The organism is Ensifer sp. SL37 (assembly GCF_026672675.1).
Taxonomy (GTDB): Bacteria; Pseudomonadota; Alphaproteobacteria; order Rhizobiales; family Rhizobiaceae; genus Ensifer; species Ensifer adhaerens.
In genome coordinates this window covers 29,645-47,869 of record NZ_JAPPRN010000001.1, presented here as the reverse complement: position 1 = coordinate 47,869, position 18,225 = coordinate 29,645, and the positions used below count along the sequence as shown (strand labels likewise).

General features: G+C 63.3%; 18 protein-coding genes and 1 pseudogene. 4 read left to right on the top strand and 15 right to left on the bottom strand.

What is annotated here, in order from left to right; all coding sequences use genetic code 11:
- The first annotated feature begins 52 nt into the window (after positions 1-52).
- Positions 53-175 carry a hypothetical protein gene (locus OVA00_RS00245; protein ID WP_268087653.1) on the top strand — a complete coding sequence of 41 codons (123 nt, stop codon included), beginning with the start codon at positions 53-55 and terminating at the stop codon, positions 173-175.
- 53 nt (positions 176-228) lie between these two features.
- On the opposite strand, the gene OVA00_RS00240 is transcribed toward OVA00_RS00245, so the two are convergent.
- Together OVA00_RS00240 and OVA00_RS00235 are read right to left on the bottom strand one after the other, a co-directional pair.
- On the bottom strand, positions 229-495 hold the full coding sequence (locus OVA00_RS00240) for a hypothetical protein (RefSeq protein WP_268087652.1): 267 nt from the start codon (positions 493-495) through the stop codon (positions 229-231).
- 328 nt (positions 496-823) lie between these two features.
- The gene (locus tag OVA00_RS00235) at positions 824-1,714 is read right to left on the bottom strand and encodes a LysR family transcriptional regulator (protein ID WP_268087651.1); all 891 of its coding nucleotides are present in this window, start codon (positions 1,712-1,714) and stop codon (positions 824-826) included.
- 98 nt (positions 1,715-1,812) lie between these two features.
- On the opposite strand from OVA00_RS00235, the gene OVA00_RS00230 reads away from it, so the two are divergent.
- Entirely contained in the window at positions 1,813-2,562 is a 750-nt protein-coding gene (locus OVA00_RS00230; RefSeq protein ID WP_268087650.1) for a sulfite exporter TauE/SafE family protein, read from the top strand.
- Between the two features lie 164 nt (positions 2,563-2,726).
- On the opposite strand, the gene OVA00_RS00225 is transcribed toward OVA00_RS00230, so the two are convergent.
- Both OVA00_RS00225 and OVA00_RS00220 read right to left on the bottom strand, forming a co-directional pair.
- Complete coding sequence (locus tag OVA00_RS00225) at positions 2,727-3,059, bottom strand: DMT family transporter (RefSeq protein ID WP_159415987.1); 333 nt, start codon at positions 3,057-3,059, stop codon at positions 2,727-2,729.
- A gap of 42 nt (positions 3,060-3,101) precedes the next feature.
- Positions 3,102-4,025 carry a DMT family transporter gene (locus tag OVA00_RS00220; RefSeq protein WP_159415986.1) on the bottom strand — a complete coding sequence of 308 codons (924 nt, stop codon included), beginning with the start codon at positions 4,023-4,025 and terminating at the stop codon, positions 3,102-3,104.
- A 391-nt stretch (positions 4,026-4,416) separates the two neighbouring features.
- Between OVA00_RS00220 and OVA00_RS00215 the strand changes: the two genes are divergently transcribed.
- Positions 4,417-5,334: a LysR family transcriptional regulator gene (locus tag OVA00_RS00215; RefSeq protein WP_159415985.1), complete on the top strand. Its 918-nt coding sequence runs from the start codon at positions 4,417-4,419 to the stop codon at positions 5,332-5,334.
- Positions 5,335-5,755: 421 nt separating this feature from the next.
- On the opposite strand, the gene OVA00_RS00210 is transcribed toward OVA00_RS00215, so the two are convergent.
- The 7 genes from OVA00_RS00210 to nirK form a co-directional block, all read right to left on the bottom strand.
- Complete coding sequence (locus tag OVA00_RS00210) at positions 5,756-7,288, bottom strand: TolC family protein (RefSeq protein ID WP_268087649.1); 1,533 nt, start codon at positions 7,286-7,288, stop codon at positions 5,756-5,758.
- A gap of 56 nt (positions 7,289-7,344) precedes the next feature.
- Positions 7,345-9,405 (bottom strand): FUSC family protein, encoded by a 2,061-nt coding sequence (locus OVA00_RS00205; protein ID WP_268087648.1) that lies wholly within the window; start codon positions 9,403-9,405, stop codon positions 7,345-7,347.
- On the bottom strand, positions 9,383-10,447 hold the full coding sequence (gene mdtN, locus OVA00_RS00200; RefSeq protein WP_268087647.1) for a multidrug transporter subunit MdtN: 1,065 nt from the start codon (positions 10,445-10,447) through the stop codon (positions 9,383-9,385). Before mdtN ends, OVA00_RS00205 begins: the two co-directional genes overlap by 23 nt.
- A complete protein-coding gene (locus OVA00_RS00195; RefSeq protein ID WP_268087645.1) occupies positions 10,444-10,758 on the bottom strand; it encodes a YtcA family lipoprotein in 315 nt (104 codons plus the stop codon). The genes mdtN and OVA00_RS00195 overlap by 4 nt, the downstream gene beginning before the upstream one ends.
- Before the next feature lie 184 nt (positions 10,759-10,942).
- Entirely contained in the window at positions 10,943-11,590 is a 648-nt protein-coding gene (locus OVA00_RS00190; protein WP_082566519.1) for a Crp/Fnr family transcriptional regulator, read from the bottom strand.
- Positions 11,591-11,765: 175 nt separating this feature from the next.
- Positions 11,766-12,683, bottom strand: a complete 918-nt coding sequence (locus OVA00_RS00185) for a formylglycine-generating enzyme family protein (RefSeq protein WP_268087643.1) — start codon at positions 12,681-12,683, stop codon at positions 11,766-11,768.
- A gap of 102 nt (positions 12,684-12,785) precedes the next feature.
- Positions 12,786-13,922 carry a copper-containing nitrite reductase gene (nirK, locus tag OVA00_RS00180; RefSeq protein ID WP_034790564.1) on the bottom strand — a complete coding sequence of 379 codons (1,137 nt, stop codon included), beginning with the start codon at positions 13,920-13,922 and terminating at the stop codon, positions 12,786-12,788.
- A gap of 338 nt (positions 13,923-14,260) precedes the next feature.
- On the opposite strand from nirK, the gene OVA00_RS00175 reads away from it, so the two are divergent.
- Positions 14,261-15,484 carry an NnrS family protein gene (locus OVA00_RS00175; protein ID WP_268087641.1) on the top strand — a complete coding sequence of 408 codons (1,224 nt, stop codon included), beginning with the start codon at positions 14,261-14,263 and terminating at the stop codon, positions 15,482-15,484.
- Positions 15,485-15,552: 68 nt separating this feature from the next.
- Here OVA00_RS00175 and OVA00_RS00170 read toward each other — a convergent pair whose 3' ends face one another.
- The 4 genes and pseudogenes from OVA00_RS00170 to OVA00_RS00155 form a co-directional block, all read right to left on the bottom strand.
- The gene (locus OVA00_RS00170) at positions 15,553-15,879 is read right to left on the bottom strand and encodes a metal-sulfur cluster assembly factor (RefSeq protein ID WP_034790566.1); all 327 of its coding nucleotides are present in this window, start codon (positions 15,877-15,879) and stop codon (positions 15,553-15,555) included.
- 11 nt (positions 15,880-15,890) lie between these two features.
- A pseudogene (locus tag OVA00_RS00165) lies at positions 15,891-16,397 on the bottom strand (DUF2249 domain-containing protein); the annotation flags it as partial.
- On the bottom strand, positions 16,378-17,757 hold the full coding sequence (locus OVA00_RS00160; RefSeq protein ID WP_268087639.1) for a hypothetical protein: 1,380 nt from the start codon (positions 17,755-17,757) through the stop codon (positions 16,378-16,380). The gene OVA00_RS00160 and the pseudogene OVA00_RS00165, both read right to left, overlap by 20 nt.
- 135 nt (positions 17,758-17,892) lie before the next feature.
- On the bottom strand, positions 17,893-18,171 hold the full coding sequence (locus tag OVA00_RS00155) for a DUF2249 domain-containing protein (RefSeq protein ID WP_034790571.1): 279 nt from the start codon (positions 18,169-18,171) through the stop codon (positions 17,893-17,895).
- Positions 18,172-18,225 lie beyond the last annotated feature (54 nt).

Below are 18,225 nucleotides of genomic sequence, written 5' to 3'. Positions count from 1 at the left end.
CCCGGCCTCTCCTCCCGGCGGGCTCGACAACAACGACCCAGGAAGAATAAAAATGAACTATAATGGACGCCTATCGGGCAACTCCTTCGCTGCGCATAACCTCCGCGATCGCCTGGCGGCCGACGGTCTCGCCTATCTGGTCGCGCTGATGCCCGTATTCCTGTTGCTCTGCTAAGCTCGACTGCCGCGTTTCAGGACGCCTGTCGTGGACGCGCTCTGTTCGCGGCCTCAAAGCCACCTGCGGCGCAAGAAAGATCCCCATTCGGCTTCAATTCTCAGCTTTCGGAGGCGATCGCCGCCTGTGACGTGCGCGGCGTAGGAATTGGTAAAGGTGACGAGCAGGATGCGCGCCATCTTCGGATCTCCTTCGGTTCGCTCAAGTTCGTCGGCGATCTCTCGGTAGAGAGCTTCGCTCGACGTGGGCTCGGCGATACGCCGTTCCGCCATCTCTAGCATCCGTTCGACAAAGGCGAGATCGATCACATAGGCCGGCATCGATTTTCCGATCCTGATGATGCCCCGCTGCCTGCAGAAGAGGTCCGGCATGGTGTCTCGTGCGTGGGAACGCACGGGCGGTCCGTCTGAGAGAAGGTGGGAGTCCGGGGCGTGTCCTGTCCTGTTCGGAAAAGTATCATGCTCCATCTCCTTCTCACGCTATAGGCCCGGAAAGGATCGGGCCGAAGGATATCCCTATGGGAGCCCAACCGCCAAAGGCGCGAAGAGTTCCAAGGGAAAATCAATTTTTGCGATCAAAGGCCGCCTTCGCGCGACGACGCCAAACGCATGGAAGGGAGCGCGTGAGACTACCGGCGCGTTTCTAAGGTCAATGCGAACCGCTCGAGCCCAGATGCTCGAACAGGTCTCGCGCCGGCGGGGACAGTTCCTCTTCCGCGCGCACGCAGACGGACAGCCGCCGCGTCGCCCAGTCATCAGCAAGGCGCACGAACGCGGTCTTGGCAGATCTGCCGCCGCGCCGTGCCGCCGTCTCCGGCATGATGGCAAGGCCGACACCCGCCGAAACCATGTGACACATGCCTTCGAAGCTACGCATGCGCGAGCGCATCTTCAGCGTCAGCCCCAATCTCCGAGCTTGTGCATCGATATGGCTCTGCAATGCGCCATCGGACAGGCCGACGAAAGGCTGGTCCGCAATGTCGGCGAAGAGTGCTCGCCTGCGTGCCGCGAATACGTGATCGCGTGGGATGACGACGACGAGCCGGTCGACGGCAAAGGGACGCAGTTGCAGGCCGCCAGTATCGACCGCGTCCGAAAGAATGCCTATCTCCACGAGGTCGGCGGCGACGGCTCTCGCAATCTCGATGCTTTGCCGTTCCTTCAGATCGACGTCGATCCGCGGATGCGCCGTCATCCAGGCGCCGAGCCGCTGTGGCAGAAACTCTGTGAGTGCGGCCGTGTTCACCGCAAGCCGGATTGTTGCTCGAAGGCCATCGGCGTGTTCACCAAGCTCGCCGCGCATCCGCGCCATCTGGCGCAGGATCAGCCGGGCGTGATGCGCGAGCGCTTCTCCGGCCGGTGTCGGCCGCACCCCGCGGCGACCACGTTCGAGCAGTTTGACTTTGCCGATCATCTCCAGGTCGCGCAGACGTTCACTTGCCGCCGGCAACGAAAGCCCGGCATCCGCAGCACCATGGGTCATGCTGCCGGCATCCACCACGGCAAGAAACAGACGAAGGTCGATAAGATCGAAACGCATGCAAAGGAGGCTAACGGAAAAACAGCCTTCGGACCAGCCGAAGTCTGACTGCGGATGATCCGCATTGTGCCCATGCGGGTATACGCTATGCCGATGGCATGCTCGATCTTGCTCCGTCCCTCGTCGTTGCGATTGCCGCAACTTTCTTCGCCGCCGGCATCCTCAAGGGCGTCACCGGCATGGGGTTGCCGACCCTGGCGATGGGCGTGCTCGGTACGCTCATCTCTCCACTTGCGGCCGCCAGCCTGTTGATTGCCCCGTCCTTCGTGACAAATGTCTGGCAGCTTCTCGCGGGCCCGAGCTTCGGCGCGCTTGCGCTCCGGCTTTGGCCGATGATGCTGGCGGTCGTTCTTGGCACGCTCAGCGGTTCTTCGGTGCTTGCCGGTGGCAGCACCGCGCTCACGACGGGCGCACTTGGTGCGGCCCTCCTTCTCTACGCCGCCTTCACGCTCTTTGCGCGCCAGCTTCGCGTTCCGGCGAAGTGGGAGCCGTGGCTGTCTCCTGTGGTCGGCGCGGCAACCGGGATCGTCACGGGCGCAACCGGCGTCTTCGTCATCCCGGCCGTGCCCTATCTGCAGGCGCTAGGTCTTGAACGGGACGAACTGGTGCAGGCGCTCGGCCTCTCCTTCACCGTCTCCACAGTCGCCCTCACCGCCGGGCTCGTCTGGCGGGGCGCTTTCGAGGCCGACAATCTGCTCTTCTCCGGCCTCGCGATTGCGCCGTCGCTCGCTGGCATGTGGGCGGGGCAAGTCGTTCGCAACCGTGTCGACCCGCCCGTATTCCGGCGCTGGTTCCTCATCAGTCTGCTCGTCCTCGGCGCCGAAATCCTTGCGCGGCCGCTTCTGTAAAGGCGATTGCCTATCTAGTGGGGCGGCGAACTGTCGTGACGAGATGCTGGCGCCGTACCATACACGATGCCGGTCGGCCGGCTGACGTTCTCAAGAACTTTGTTAAGGAACATCGATCAATATATTGAAGAAACTATGTTTTAATGCCGACACCGGTCCGGAATTCAGGCCGGCACGACCTTCAGCGCGATGACGCCGCCGGCGATCACCAGCATTGCGATTGCCCGCGAGACTGTGATGGTTTCTCCGAAGAGCAGCACACCGCAGAGCACGGAACCGACGGCGCCGATGCCGGTCCAGACCGCGTAGGCTGTTCCGAGCGGCAAGGTCTTGAGCGCCTGAGTGAGCAGGGACAGAAAGATCACCAAGGCAACGATCGAGACCAGCGTCCAGGACAGGCGGCTGTAACCGTTCGAGAACTTGGTGCTGACGGCCCAGGCGACGTCTGCAACGCCGGATAGAACGAGGTAGATCCAGGCAAGCGATGTGGATGACATGGCAATTCTCCGGCGTTCGGCAGATCGCGATCGGTTGCGGCTTCAGACGAGTTTAATAACGGCGACACCGGCCAACAGCAGCACCACGCCGCCCAGGCGTAGCCCCGACACGGACCTCTGCGGCAGACGGAACCAGCCATAGCGATCGACGAAGACGCTTGCGACCTGCTGGCCGGCCACGGTGAGACCAACCGCCGCGGCCGCACCAATCGCTGGGATTGCGGTAAAGACCGTGGTGACATAGGTCGCTCCGGCGAAACCACCGAGCCAACCCCACCAGGGCATCGTCTGCACGCCGGTGATGTTGGGACGGGATGTCTTTTGCCCGGCGAGCACCAGAAGCATCACCGCGGCCATGGCGAGCGTGGCGACGAGAAACGAGATCGCACCCACCGCGAACGGCGCACCCCCGAGATCATGGCGCAGGAGCGCATTGACGGCGCCCTGGACCGGGAGCACGGCCCCTGCCATCAGCGCAAGGGCAATCCAGCCAAGCCGGTCGGCTTTAACATTGTCTTTTCCGCCTTGCCCGAACACCACCATGGCAACCCCGAGGAGCACGACGAGCGTGCCAACGACGGCCCCGACCCGCAGTCCCGTCGGCGGAACGCCCAGCAAGCCGAAACTATCGAGCGTCAGGGAGGCGAGCATCTGTCCGGCGATGAACAATCCGACGGAAACGACGGCGCCAAGGCGGGGGAAGAGAACGATGGTCGAGACGACATAGACGGCTGAGGCGGTGCCTCCGACGAGATGCCACCACTTGACCGCGGGAATTGCACCAAGCGCGGCGATTGTTCCCGTCAGGAGGGTGACAAGAAGCAGCAGACCGGTACCAATCGCGAGCTGAAGTGTGGTCGCCGCAAAAGGCGATCCGACAGCTTTGGAAAGTTGTGCGTTGGCACCCGCCTGGACAGCGAGCAGACCACCCGCAAACAAGGCCAATGGGACGAACAGGGTCTCCATGAAGGGACCTCCTTGACGAGAATGAGTTGAAAATGGAGGAAGGGTTGGTCAGGTGGACCCGCTCTGGTGCGCCCGGACCTGAGGAAGGTGCGGGACGGTCGAGTGATCACTCGTCTCAGGCACCAGATCGCTGAAGAATGGGATCATCTTGCGTCGCTCCACCGATCGGCCCATCCGATCGTGACACCATCTTTAAACGGTGCTCCGTTGCAGAACGATCTGTCGTTTCGCCTACTGTCTCTGCATATTTGCACAGCCGCTTCAATGACGGTCCACAGCGAATAAGGCGTTTGACGGTGGCGCTCGATTGCGCAAAGCGATTGACAATACGCGGTGATAGCGGTGCAAATTCGCTCATCCGATGAACAACCTGGCCTAGGTTTGCCCAATCATGCACAGCCATCACCGTATCGACTGGGAAGACCTCCGCTTCGTTCTGGCAGTCGCAGAGGCGAACTCCCTTGCTGCTGCCGCCCGGGCGCTTGGCGTCAATCACACAACAGTGTTAAGGCGTGTCGGGTCGTTCGAACAGAAGCTCGGGGTCCGGCTGTTTGACCGCCTCCCGTCCGGCTACATGCTCACCGCCGGCGGCGAGGAGCTGCTGGCCGTGGCCCGGCAGATGGCTGAAACGGTCACGGAGCTCGAGCGCCGCTTGACGGGTCAGGATCTGCGGCTCGAGGGTAGCCTGCGGATTACCACCACGGATACGCTGATGGCGTCCATCCTGCCGTCGATCCTGGCGGATTTCCGTCAACGCCATCCCGGCGTCCTGCTCGAGGTCAGCACCTCGAATGCGCTCGCAAACCTCTCGCATCGCGACGCGGACGTTGCCATCCGCCCCGCGGTCGATTCACCGGATGCATTGGTCGGTCGCCGGATCGCGAAGGTCGCTTTCGCCGTCTATGCGGCGCCGTCCTATCTCGATGTGCGGGAGCTGACAGCCGACACGCTGGACATTGCAGGGGAGCACTGGATCGGGCTTGGCGACGCGCTTGCGTCCACGAGCGTGGCACGATGGATGCGCGCGACGCTCGTGGCACCCGCGGTCTTGCGTTGCGATTCGCTGGTCACGGCCCGCGAGGCGGCAAAGGCCGGCATCGGTCTTGCGGCCCTGCCCTGTTATCTCGGAGACACGACGCCCGGTCTCATCCGCATCGGCGCACCGGTTGCCGATATGACGAGAGAGCTTTGGCTTCTCACACACGAGGATCTGCGGCGCACGGCCCGCGTCAGCGCCTTCACCGAGTTTGTTGGCGAGGCGCTCGCGAAACATCGGCCGCTCCTCGAAGGCAACAAGCCCTCCACTTAGAAGTTCCCCCGGGAACGGCCAATGCGGACGGAGCGCTTAAGATCGCTTTAAATCCAGTTGATCAGGGACACGTCAGATGCCAAGCTCAGTTTGCGAAACCTATCCCGGAATATGCGAAAAAAGCCGCCTGAAGTATCCGCGGCCACCCCGCCTCCTGCGTGCTGCCAACCAGAACCTCCGAGGTGCGCCACGGCCGATATCGTTCGCGCCGGTAGCCATTTCACTGACCGTTGAAAGCGAAAGCGCTTCGGCAATCCGGATCGGATCGGCTATCTCGATGCTGGGATTGCTCGTTCTTGCCGCGTACGCCGGGACGACGGCCGTTGCAGGCATTCTTGCCGGCGGATTCGATGGACTGTTGATCGAGGCGTCGTCGAACCTCTGGTGAGTTCGGCACTGGGCGACCCGTCGCCTCAGGCCGTCAGAAGCGATTGACCGCATTGCGGTTCGTCAACGTTCCCGTTGCAAAAGCAAGGCTTGCCGCGGCGACAAGCGTGTCGCTGTAGGCGGTCGCCTTTGCGACTTTCGCCTGGAGCAACGCCGTCTGCGCGATGCTGACATCGGTTATCGTGCCCAGGCCCTGCTTGTAGTAGTCGACCGCAGCATCGTAGGTCGTCTGAGCGGCCGTCGTCAGCTCGCTTGCGGCCGCATAGCCGGCCAGGCTGGTGCGCAGCAGATCATAGGCGACGACGACTTCCCGCGCCGCAGTGTTTTGCAACTGCGCCATCTCCTGCTCGGCAGCGCCGACCTGCGCCATCGCCGACTGCAACCGCGCGTCGCGCAGCCCGCCATCGTAAATCGGGAAGCTCAGGCCGATCATCAGGTTGGCGTTCGGCTGGTTGACGCGGATCGTCGAGCGCTGGTCGAAGCGGGTGTCTTCGACGCTGAGCGAGCCGATATTGCGGTTCACGTTGCCCACCAGCGCGACCTTCGGCATGAACTCCGCGCGGGCGGCCGCAATACCGTTCTTGTCGGCCTGCAGGCGGGCAAAAGCCGCCTGCACATCCGGGCGACGCTGGAGCGATGTCCCAATCAGCCGGTTGAGGTCCTCGGGCACAGCCTTCGGCAGAGCACGATTGCTGCCGTCGGCGATGCGGATCTCGAGCGTTGGCGAGACCCCGACCGCTTCGAGAAGCGTCATATAGGCATTGCGCTCGTGCCCTTGCGATTGGGTCAGGTTGAAGCGCGCCTGCGCCACTTGCTGGTTTGCCTGCGCGACTTCGATCGATGTGGCGATGCCGCGACCCATGCGCGCCTTGGCGGCTGCCTGGACAAGCTCGGCATTCTGCACCGTCTGGCGGGCGATCTTCAGCTGAACACGCGCCGCCGTCAGGACGAAATAGGCGTTGGAAACATCGAAGATCAGCTTCTGGTGCGTACCGTTGAAGGTCACGTTTGCGGCAAACGCCAATTGCGTTGCCGCCTCTCTCCCCGCATCCCGCCCGCCGAAATCGAGAAGCAGCCACTTGACCGTAAGGGATGGAATGAACTGCGCGCCAGTTGTCGTCAGCGTGCCGGGGGCGATCGGTATGGGACCGCCGATGCCGGGCGCAGTCGCCGACGTCTGCTCCAGACCGGCGAGTACATCGGCCGTCAGGAGAGGCAGGTACACCGCTTCGGTGATGCCGACGGCAATCGCCGCCTGCCGGGCGCGCTGCCAGGCGGCACGGGTGATCGGATTGGTTCGCTGGGCGATATCGACCAGTTCCGGCAAGCTGTAATCGTGTTTCGGATCGATCGACGGCGTCGCGATCGTAATCGGGATCTCAGGGTTCGGCGCGAGAGAGAAATCCGGCGCGCCGGCACTCACCTTCGAGGCGTCCTTGGTGCCCGTTCCCGAAACGGCCGGCCGGTCGGCGCTCGGTGGCGCCAGATCATCGAGTGCAGCGGACGTGCAGGCTGCCGGGATCGACAATGCGCCAAGGAGAAGAAAGCCTCGGGCAGCACGGCACATGCTTCGGCAAAGGGCGATCACCCCTACCGAAACCCACCTCGCCCCCGCAGAAACCATCATTCCAAGGCATCCCCCGCTGCCAGCCGCCGAACCACAGTCTCGATCTTCTCGTAGAGTGCAAGCCTCCAGGCGAGCTCGTCGCGAATTCGCCGGGGAAAACCTCCGGCATGTATGCTTGCCTTCCGGGCGCGGGCGAGACGCGCTTTCAGCCGCCGAAGCGCCAGGGCCAGATCCGCACTGGGCTTCGGCCGGTGCCATGCCTCTAATCCCTCGGCCTGATCGTTCAGCCATTGCGCCACCGCGTGTTCATAGCCGAGAACCGCGCGCTTCAGCGGCGTCGGCGCGCCCCGCAACGGACCGAAGGCCCGGTCGTGTTCGCGCAATTCGACGATCGGGGCGGCCAGTTCCTGCAGGCTGAGGGCAATGCGCTCCGTCGTCCGGGCATCGATGTCTCCCCGCCGCACGTTTGCAGGCTCGAAACGCAGCAGTTCACTCTGGCGCAATGCGCCAGCGACACCGCTGATCAGGTCGGCATAGTCGCCGGTGGGGCCGCCGCGGCGCGCTAACAGATTGGCAAGCGTGGCACCGCTCGTAGCAAGGCTCTTGCGTATTCCCTGCCCGATGCTGACCGGCCAGATCGTCGAGAAAACGACCGAAACGACGATGTTGCCGAAGACGATGCCGATGATGCGATCCCGCGCCTCGTTGAGATCCAGACTCGGGCCGAAGCCGTGCAGCACGACGAGAAAAAAGCAGAGCGCCATCTGCCAGCCGATATAGGAAATGCGCTCCGAGCCGACGGAGATCCATGCCGCAATGAGGCTGACCGCACCGACAAGAAAGGCGAGCTGGCCGATATCCGTCATGTGCGGCACGAGCCAGATCGTCGAGCCAATCGCCACGGCGCCGCCAAGGAGGCAGCCCGTCAGCCGCAGTGCCAGCTTGTGCATGGTCTCGCCCGTCGTTCCAAGCGCTACCATGAAACAGGTGATCAGGGCGGTGTGGATCGCAAACCAATCGAGGGCCGTATAGGTGATGTAGGTGATCATCACCGCAAGCAGAGCCTTCAGCGCGAACTGCGTGTAGAGCGGATTGCTGAAAGCATCCGGCAGGAAGAACCCTTCCTTATGCGCATCTGACACCGGCCCGGGCGGGTCTGCTTCCGATAGGATATCGACGATCCTTTCGACCTGATGCGCCGGGAGCGCATCACCGGCTTCAAAGGCGCGAAAATCGGGTGAGCTTAGCAGCGTCTGTTCCGGCGGCTTCCGCCTGCGGATCGCTTCGGCAATGCGGCGAAGAACCTCCGGCGCCGCAGCGTTTTCCCGCGGCCTTCGTTCATCAAGCGATAGGGCGAGTGCCAGCGTCAGCAAATCATAGGACGCGTCCGTCGCCGCCTGCATGCGCGGCACGTCGTGCTTGTCCATCAACGCCAGAAGCTTTGAGAACCCGGCATATTTCTTGAGCTCGCCATTGCCTTCGGCCAGCAACGTCGCAGCCACGCGTTTCGCCGCGTGGTCTCCACTGGACAGGAGCTGGCCCGCCACCTCCAACCGCTCGGCGATCGCCGAGCGTAGCCGTCGCGCCGGGCTGTGGCCGGTGATGAGATGGATCGCGATCAGGTAGACCACCGGGAAGAACACGACCACCCACATCCAAGCGAGCCCTCGGATCAGCAGTTCCGGGATCGGCACGATATCGTAGAGCGTCATGACGAAGGCAAAGACCATGGCGACCGTACCGATCGGCGGCCCGGCACGGCTTGCCTGCGTCAGGTACATGCCGCCGAAGGTAAAAAAGGCGACAAGTGCCAGGCGCAGTGCCGGTTCGTCCGCCACCACCATCAGGCAGACGATGGCCAGCAGAATTCCGATCGTCGCCCCGACAAGCAAGCCGATGGCGATCAGGATGCCGGATCCGGCATCGGCTCTGAACGCGAAGAAGACGAGATAACAGGAGATCGCCGCTTCGGGGACCTGCAGCGCCATCGCCGTTACAGCAACCAGCGTGGTGACCAGCGCCATGCGCAGGGAAAGATCCAGCCGGCCCGGATAGGGTTGCAACTCGTCCCAGAGGATCGACGTGTAGCGGACGCTACTTCGCGGCTGGAACAGCATCGGCGTCGTTATGCGCGGGCCCGATGACGACGACGGCGGAGGCGCCGACGCGCATCAGGTCCTCCGGCGGATTTTCAAGCCGCACATGCACGGGAAAGCGCTTGGCGACCCTCACCCAATTCAGCGAGTTGGAAACGATCGGTATGCCGAGGATCGTGGCGGAGTCTTCCGAACGCACGCCCCAGCCGACACCCTCGACCGTGCCGGAAATACGGCGCTCCGGATCCGCCATCACGAAGACATCGGCGCGGCTGCCGATGGCGATCGCCTTGAGATCTGTTTCGCGGAAGAAAGCGACGGTTTCCCATTCGGCGGTATTGATCAGAGTGAACAGCGTTTCGGCGGGAACCACGACCTTGCCGACCGTCGTGCGCAAGCCGACGATCTTGCCGTCGAAGGGCGCCCGCACGACGGTGTTCTCCAGGTCCCGCTCGGCAAGTGCTACCGTCGCGCGTGCGACATCCGCCTGGGCTTTACGGGTGTCGAGGGTACCGATCACCCGGTTGGCTCCGTGGGCCGACTGCAACGCCTGAGCAAGGCTGACTTCGGCGTCTTTGACGGCGGTTCGCGCCTCGTCAACTTGCTGCGCCGTCACGAAGCGCTTCGGCAAGAGCGGCTCCAGCCGTTCCTGTGTCTGGCGCGCAAGCAAGACATTGTTCTGAGCACGGGCGATCTGCCGGTCCGCAACGTCGGCATTGGCGCGCTCGAGATCGAGATTGCGCTCTCCCTGCGCCACTTCCGACTGCGTCGCCTTCAGTTCGGCCTGCGCCTGTTCGAGACGCAGGCGATAGGGTTCCGGATCGAGGCGGAAGAGCACGTCGCCCTTCTTCACGCTCGCATTGTTACGCACCTCGACGGAGATTATCCGGCCCGGGACGCTCGCGGCGATCGCAACCGTCGGCGCATCGATTTCAGCGACGTCCGTGCGCGGGCTGCGATCGACCTGCCAGAAAGCGAAATAGACCGCAACGGCCGCACTGGCGATGATGAGCGGGCCGAGAGTGCGTGCAACTGCACGCCGGAAGACGTCACCGGCACTCAATGCGGCGCTCCGCCAAAGGCCAGAAACCAGCAGACGATGCTGGTGGTGAGCGCGAGCGAAAGGTAGACGAGAAGCGGCACGGGCAGGTGTTCGTCGATACCGGCGTGGACGAGGATCAGCCTTGCGACAACCGTGGTGACGATACCAAGCCCGGCACAAAGCAGCCAGGCTGGAAAGTAGGACCCAAACACCACGATCGAAGGGGCAAGCGGATCCCGGGCACACCCCGCGGCCGTCAGCATCCCCACCGATAAAAGTGCGCGCCCGATCGTCCACCGCCGGCGGCCGGCACGCATGCTAAGTCGAACCACACCATCCCCCGTGTCATGGCCATTGTCATGCAATTGCCGATACTGGTGAATTACGCGAGCCGATTCAACCATTCATGGACCTGCATCACCAGGGTTCGAGAAACGACCGGTCGTTGAGGGGCTGGTGATCTGTCGTTCTTGGGACGGACGGCCTCGCCCCATGTAGAGGCAATCAAGGGTCGGGCTAGTTGTCGGCGCGCTCCGCCAGGCGCCGCAGCCCGGGAATGTCCTTCAGCGTCAGCTTCTGCCGTCCGCCGACGACCAGACCCTGCCCCTCCCAGGCGCTGAGGATGCGCGAAACCGTGTGCAGCGTTGTCCCGGTCATCTCGGCGATATCCTGGCGTGAGATCGGAAAGTCGATGCGGATGCCGCCGCTTTCGGGTTTACCAGCCTGTTCGGCGAGCCGGAGCACCGTGTGCGCGACGCGGCGCTCGACCTCTTCGGTCGACATCTCGCGGATACGGGTATGCGCCTCGTCGAGCCGCTGGCCGATGGTGTGGAGGGCATTCACAGCAAGGTGAGGATTTTTCTCGACGAAGATGTTCCAGAGCTCCGTCGGCCAGGCGAGAACCAGGCTTTCGGTCGCCGCCGTTGCGGTGCCCGGATAGTCGCTGCGCTGGAGCGCTCGGGCAAAACCGAAGAGATCGCCGGGATTGACGACCCGCACGATGATCTGCTGCCCGTCCTTGGTGACCTGGGTCACCTTCAGCCGGCCATTCAGCAGCAGGAAGAAGAAATCGGCCGTCGCCCCCTGTTCGAACACGGCTTCGTTCTGCGGCACGCGCCGCACCGTGGCGCGCGTCAGCAGCGTGTCGAGTTCCGGGTCGCTCATCTTCTGAAACAGGGGAAGCGATTTGACGAGTGTGCGATCGAGTGCAGCCACGTTGGCCCTATATCCTGCCGATTTGAAATTGCCTTTGCTCTAGCATAGTGCCGGGTCCTGCAAAAGGACCCGGCATTTATGCCCGAGCGACGGTTTTCCCAGCAATTTCATCGGCCGTCTCATCTCAGCCCGCACCGTGGAGCCGCCGTTCAAAGGCATAGAGGTAGCCCGAATACCAGCGGCCGTCGCGCACGAGCCGGAAACCGAGATTGTCGGGCGGCACGCCGACGGCGCAGCCGCCGCTTTTCGGATCCCGGATGAAGAAGCTCATCGACGCCCGGTGCTTGCCGTTGACGACGAAGATGCCGCAAGCGGGAGCCTCCTTCAGCACCTCGCCGTCGTCGCCGATCGTGACGCGGCGGTGGCAGGTCTCGGTCCATTCCCAGACATTGCCGTCGAGATCGGCAACCCCATACTCGTTCTCACCGAAGGCGCCCGTGGGCAGAGGCATCGGGTTCTTCGCCCTCTGGCGGCTGGATTCGCGCTCGTAGTCCGCAAGCCAGCGCAGCGCCGGATTGTCCTTGGTGCCGTCGATCCCCAGCGCATCGTCGGGGAATTTGGACCCGGCGGCAAACGCCCATTGCTGGTCGGTCGGAAGGCGCCAGACCTCGCCGGTCTTCTTGGTCAGCCATGCCGCATAGTCGGTCGCGTCCGTGTAGTTGACCCCGGTCATCGGCACACCCGACAGGCCGGCGCCATGGCCGCCCTCCGGCTGCTGGCAGCCACCATCGGCGACGCAGCGCTCGTAGTCGTCGCGCGTCACCTGATACTTCATGATCTCGAGCGGCTGGTTGATGGCTGCCACCACGATCGGCGCGTCGACGGCAAAACCGTTCTTCAGGAAGTGTCCCTCCGCCCGATAGCTCATCTGTCGCGGCGCGATCGTCACGGTCACCGGCGGCCTGATCGACGGATCGATGCCGTCCTTGAGATCGTCGAACAGCCCCACCTTCGCCGAAAGTACGCCGCCGATTGCCGCCAAAAGGACGACCGGTGCTGCTAGCGAGAGGAGCGAAACCGCAGTTTTCTTGGTGGTGGGCATGGAAGGTCTCCGGGGGAAGTGGCACGCGCCGGCAAGCGCGTGCCTTTGTTCGCGCGTGGGGTCGCTGTGAGCGCGGCCCCACGATCATCCGCTGTCACTCGGCTACATCGACGCCGGCTTGACGACCGATGTCATCAGGTCGTCGTTCCATTCGCCGGTCACCTTGAAGTGGCCGGCGGCACCCAGCTCGAACGCCTCGATCAGGTTGTGGTTGACGTAGGCGTACACACCCGGCTGGCGGAAGGTGTAGAAGGCAGCGCCGGCGGTTCCGCCCGGAATGAGCCAGGTTTCCTGGTCGAGATCCGGCGGGTTGCGGAACTTGCCGGTCGCCCAGACATAGTCACCATGCCCGCCGATCAGATGCGGCCGCGTATCGCGGTTGGCCTGCGAATGGACGACGAGCACACGCTCGCCCACGGCCGCAGTCAAAGCATGGTCGCCGGTCAGCGCGCCGACCGCACCGTTGAAGACGATGTGGGTCGGGGTCAGCGTGCGCATCGCCTTGACAGCATCTTCATAGGCTTCGCCGGGGGTTTCGTACTTCTTGTAGTTCCCGGCCTCGTCCTTCGGCACGTAGAAGTCCTGCTCGCCGACATAGTAGATCTTGTCGTACGTCAGCGGCTGGCCCTTCTCGTCCTTCAGTCCGTCGCGCGGCAGCACCATGATGGCGCCGTTCATGCCCGAGGTGACGTGCCAGGGCACCATGCCCTCCGGCGCGCAATGGTAGACGAAGACGCCGGGCTTGGTCGCCTTGAAACGAAGCGTGGTTTCCTCGCCCGGGTTCACCTGGGTCAGCGCCCCGCCGCCGAGCGCACCGGTTGCGGCGTGGAAGTCGATGTTGTGCAGCAACGTGTTGGTGTCAGGGTTGATCAGCCGCAGTTCGACATAGTCGTTCTCATGCACCACCATCAGCGGACCAGGCACCGAACCGTTGAAGGTCATCGCGTGGATCTCGGTGCCCTCGCGGTCGATCACCAGCTTCTTTTCCTCGATCGTCATGGTGAACTCGACGACGCGCGGTCCGGTCTTGGCGACCTGGTCATGGGCGTGCACGAAAGGCGGCTTGACGAGGTCGACCTTCACGCGAGGCAGGGTCGAGATATCGACGGGGGCAGCACCGGCTGCCGCGGCAGCGCCAGCGGCATGCGCCTGAGCGGTGTGGAGAAGCGGCGCAACCGCGCCCGCCAGGGCAGCGCCGGCAAGCATCGTCCGGCGGGTCATCTGAAGTTGTTCAGTCATCTTGCTCTCCTTCGGCGCGTTCCAGCGGCCGGGATTGGCCTTCTGCGAAACGCGCCTGTATTCAACGAGTTAGGGTGGGCGGCACCGACTTGGGCGGCCTCACCTCCGGTCTCGACCACCGGTCCCCCAGCAGCCACTAGAGAAGTAGAACCACAGACGAATCTCGTCTTTGTCTTGGAACAAATCGTTGCGAGGAGATCGCTTTTCTTTACGCCTTGCGACGTCGGCGGTCCGACCGGGCAGCGATACTTGCGTTTTCGCAAAGAGGGCCTTCGAACCCATTGATAGATCAAGCCTCATCCGCAAGTCCGCAAGGACGCACGACGAGGACCACGACCATGTTGGACAGATTGATAAGACCGAAACCGAGCGGCGGCATTCCGCGCGGACTCTCGACCACCGGCCCGGTGCTCTTCTCCTATGGCTTTCGGCCGTTCTTCCTCGCAGCCGCCCTCTGGGCGATCGGCGCCATGGCGCTGTGGATCGCCGCACTGATTCTCAGACTAGACCTAGCCGGCGACTACGGTGCCGCCCATTGGCACGCGCATGAGATGCTGTTTGGCTTTTCCTCCGCCGTTCTCGGCGGCTTTCTGTTGACGGCGATCCCGAACTGGACGGGAAGGCTGCCGGTTTCCGGCCGACCGCTCGCTGCCCTCTTCGGGCTCTGGGTCATTGGTCGGGTTGCTCTCCTGTCGAGTGGTATCATCGGCTTACCCGTCGCAGCCGCTGTCGAGGCGCTGTTTCTGCCGGTGCTGTTGCTGATCTGCGCGCGCGAGGTGATCGTCGGTCGCAAGTGGAAGGACCTCAAGGTGATCGGCGGGCTCATAATTTTGTCGGCCGCCAATATCTGGTTCCACCTCTCGGTCCTCGGCAATCTCGATGTCGACGCCGCGGCGCGGCTGGCGATCGGGGCCTACACCATGCTGATCATGATCGTCGGCGGACGCATCGTGCCGAGCTTCACGCGCAACTGGCTGAACAAGGTTGGCCGCACCGATTTCCCCGTGCCCTACAACAGGTTCGACACCGCGGCGATCCTGATTGGCGTTGCAGCGCTCGCCGCCTGGACCTTCGCGCCCGTTCACATCGTCACCGCAGCGATTGCGGTGATCGCGTGCGCCTTTCATACGGTACGGTTGCTGCGCTGGCACGGATCACCGACCTGGCCGGAGAAGCTGCTCTTCGTTCTGCACGCGGCTTACGCCTTCGTGCCGCTCGGCTTCCTGGCCATATCGGCCGGCGCGATCGAGCTCCTCAGCGACTACCCGGTCATGCATGTGCTGACCGTCGGCGTGATCGCCTTCATGATGCTCGCCGTGATGACGCGCGCCACTCGCGGCCATACCGGGCGGCCGCTGGTGGGATCGGCACTCACCAGCGCCTCCTATGTCGCGATCGCGGGCGCCGCGCTAATCCGACCGCTGGCCGAGGTGCTGCCGGAGCATTATCATCACCTGATCGCGCTCTCGGGTGCATTGTGGAGCGCGGCCTTTGTGCTGTTCACGCTCGAATACGGACCGATGCTGGTGCGCGAGCGCCGCGCGCCGCGCGCCTCACCCTGACCGGACGTCGATACCCAACGCAAAAGGCGCCGCAGATGCGGCGCCTTTTCTTTTCTAGAAGGCTGGTCCTAGAAGATGCTGCCGTGGCCAAGTTCCAACGCGCCGTCGGCGATCATGTCAGGCGTCCACGGCGGCTCGTACGTCAGCCGGACCTCGGCATATTCGACACCCGGCACATACCAGACGCAGTTCTGCACCGCTTCCTTGAGGAAGGCGGTCGCCGGGCAGCCCTTGATCGTCGTCGTCATGGTGACACGGGCAATGCCGCCCTCCTGAACGTCGATGTCATAGATCAGGCCGAGATCGACGACGTTCTTACCCATTTCGGGGTCGATGATGATGCGCAAGGCATCCCGGATCCTCGCCTCGAGGTCCAGGGTTTCAGGCGCCGACATGGGAGCGCCTCCCCACCGATGCGGATGAGGATCCGGTAGGTCTCGCCGGTCGCATCGAAATTGCCGGCCCATTTGTGGCCGCGCTTGGCGAGCTCCGGATAAAGGAACAGCGGTTCGCGCGCGAGCAAGGCGAACAGAACCTCGCCTTCGGCCATCTTCTCGGCCGCTGCCAGAATGCGCACCATAGGCTCCGGCGGATCGAGCTCCGTCAGGTCGAGCTGGCGGCTCGGGTCGGGCCAGGCGTCGAGATCCGTTTCGCTGACCGAAAGCCTGATCCCCTCGACCTCGCCTTCGGGCGTAAACAGAACCTCCCAGTCGCCATTGTCGAGCGGGCGGTCCTGATGGGTGAAGCCGCGACCCGCCATGACGCTGAAGAGCGGAACGGGCCGGAAGGTCGCGATCAGCTTCAGCGCCTGCCCCGGCGCCAGGCTGTCGACTGCATTCATGATGGCCTGGAACGGGTCGCTGCCGCCGCGCAAGTGCGGTCGGACGTCGAGTTCATAAGGATCTTGGCTCATGGGAACCTCCGTGAGGAAAAGATGGCAGAAACAGGCCTGGTCGAACAAGTCCATCAGGCAATCGAAGTTCGGCCGGAACGTTGATCAGTCGCCGTGTTCGCACGAACTCCAGGATGAGCGCATTGACGGCAATCAACTGGCCGAGGCTTGCAAAACGAAAAATAGGCGCGCTGCCGATCAGGAGGGCGAGCGAGCCAACCGCGACCGTCAGATAAAAGAGCCGGAACCAGCGAAGGGCGGACGTTTCGCTGACGAGGTCCTGGACCCTCGGGGTCGGCATGCGCCCCAGCGCCGGCCCGTAACATTCGAGCCAGGTCATGAACGGCACGATCTTGTAGAGCTGGGCGAGCCCCATGCCCGTCAGCCATCCAAAGGTGGCGAGATAAATAACGGTGCCGATAGCCTCATCAAGGCGGCCGGCCGAGAGCAGCGCGACGAAGAGTATAGCCGCGGCGACCAGTGACACGAAGGCGCCGATGCTGGCGCGGCTGTTGAGTTCGATCGCCTTGCGCCGGCGCTCCCGATAGATACGCAGGATATCGCCGACATAGATCGCGACCACGGCCGCGCCGGAACCGACGGCAAGGAGGAAAAGCGGCGAGCGACCAACGGTGCCCACGAGAATGACGGGCACTGCGGCCGCCAGAACGCTGAGGCAAAAGGCACCAAGCATGAAGACAACACGGCTGCTTGTCCGCTCTTTGTCTGGCGACAGCATGAACATGGTCAAAAGTCGATAGCTGACGCCCATGGTGGTGAAGCTCAACCAGCCGCAGAGGCCGAGGGAGGCATGAAGCGAGAGACCATCGACGGTGAGGTCGATCGCGCCCGCCGCGTCGATCAGGCCCGAGAGCACGCCAGCATAGACGCCGCCGAGCAGCATCGTGCCGAAGAGAGCGGCAAGGCCGACCGCGACGAAGCGGGCCGGTAGTGGCAGGGGGCGTGCATGCCAAAGCGTGACCGCGAAGGAAAAGCCCAGCACCGAAAAGCCAACAATCGAGAAAGCGGCGCCAAGAGGAAGCAGCGTCACGGGAACATCGATCGCACCGGAAAGACCGACGAAGCCGAGGGTCAGGGTGGCGATGCCGACGATAAGAAACAGGAGCGCCGGCAGGGCGACGCTCGGCAAGGACAGCGGCTGGCCGACGAGAACAGGCACGAATTGCAGCAATGCGCCGGTCATCAGCAGGCTTAGCCAACCGAGAGCGACAATATGGACGAGCGCCAGCGTTTCAGGCGCCTCAAGGGCTAAGACCGGATAACCAAAGCCGAGAACCATCATGGTCTCGCCAAGGACGAGGAAAATCAGCGCGGCCGCGAAATAGGACATGGTCCAGCGGGATAGCGTGGCTGCGAACATGGTGGTTCAACCCTTGGATCACGATGGCTCTGGTCGAGCCGAACAAGCGTGATCGATTCTCGTAAGTGGGAGCGGGATGAGAGCGGAAAATGACGCACGCTTTTTCTCACCCCGCTCTTGAAGGACACCAGGGGCTCAGTGCCCGCCGCAGCAGCAGTCACAGCCGGAGGACTGTTGCCGACCGATCTCGACTCGCCATACCTCCGGCCCCTGCTCGAGGTATTCCCAGGTGAATTCGCCCGGATAGCGGGTTTCCAGCTGGTAGTGCAGTGGACGCGGATCGTGGTCGTTAACGATGATGAAGGCGCCACCCTCGGCAAGCGCGTTCAACATGCCGAAGATTTTCGGATGGCGTTCTACCGGCGGGATCGTCCGCACATCGATAAAGGGCTTGTCGGTCTCTGCAATGGTCATGGTTGTCCGCTTCTGAGCGCCGTGGTTTGATGATGATCCGGGAAGCGCCGGCGC

What these genes read in the sequence shown, in the direction of transcription:
- OVA00_RS00245 (WP_268087653.1), top strand. Translation starts at nt 53, where the DNA reads ATGAACTATAATGGACGCCTATCGGGCAACTCCTTCGCTGCGCATAAC.
- OVA00_RS00240 (WP_268087652.1), bottom strand. Translation starts at nt 495, where the DNA reads ATGCCGGCCTATGTGATCGATCTCGCCTTTGTCGAACGGATGCTAGAG.
- OVA00_RS00235 (WP_268087651.1), bottom strand. Translation starts at nt 1,714, where the DNA reads ATGCGTTTCGATCTTATCGACCTTCGTCTGTTTCTTGCCGTGGTGGAT.
- OVA00_RS00230 (WP_268087650.1), top strand. Translation starts at nt 1,813, where the DNA reads ATGCTCGATCTTGCTCCGTCCCTCGTCGTTGCGATTGCCGCAACTTTC.
- OVA00_RS00225 (WP_159415987.1), bottom strand. Translation starts at nt 3,059, where the DNA reads ATGTCATCCACATCGCTTGCCTGGATCTACCTCGTTCTATCCGGCGTT.
- OVA00_RS00220 (WP_159415986.1), bottom strand. Translation starts at nt 4,025, where the DNA reads ATGGAGACCCTGTTCGTCCCATTGGCCTTGTTTGCGGGTGGTCTGCTC.
- OVA00_RS00215 (WP_159415985.1), top strand. Translation starts at nt 4,417, where the DNA reads ATGCACAGCCATCACCGTATCGACTGGGAAGACCTCCGCTTCGTTCTG.
- OVA00_RS00210 (WP_268087649.1), bottom strand. Translation starts at nt 7,288, where the DNA reads ATGTGCCGTGCTGCCCGAGGCTTTCTTCTCCTTGGCGCATTGTCGATC.
- OVA00_RS00205 (WP_268087648.1), bottom strand. Translation starts at nt 9,405, where the DNA reads ATGCTGTTCCAGCCGCGAAGTAGCGTCCGCTACACGTCGATCCTCTGG.
- OVA00_RS00190 (WP_082566519.1), bottom strand. Translation starts at nt 11,590, where the DNA reads ATGAGCGACCCGGAACTCGACACGCTGCTGACGCGCGCCACGGTGCGG.
- OVA00_RS00185 (WP_268087643.1), bottom strand. Translation starts at nt 12,683, where the DNA reads ATGCCCACCACCAAGAAAACTGCGGTTTCGCTCCTCTCGCTAGCAGCA.
- nirK (WP_034790564.1), bottom strand. Translation starts at nt 13,922, where the DNA reads ATGACTGAACAACTTCAGATGACCCGCCGGACGATGCTTGCCGGCGCT.
- OVA00_RS00175 (WP_268087641.1), top strand. Translation starts at nt 14,261, where the DNA reads ATGTTGGACAGATTGATAAGACCGAAACCGAGCGGCGGCATTCCGCGC.
- OVA00_RS00170 (WP_034790566.1), bottom strand. Translation starts at nt 15,879, where the DNA reads ATGTCGGCGCCTGAAACCCTGGACCTCGAGGCGAGGATCCGGGATGCC.
- OVA00_RS00160 (WP_268087639.1), bottom strand. Translation starts at nt 17,757, where the DNA reads ATGTTCGCAGCCACGCTATCCCGCTGGACCATGTCCTATTTCGCGGCC.
- OVA00_RS00155 (WP_034790571.1), bottom strand. Translation starts at nt 18,171, where the DNA reads ATGACCATTGCAGAGACCGACAAGCCCTTTATCGATGTGCGGACGATC.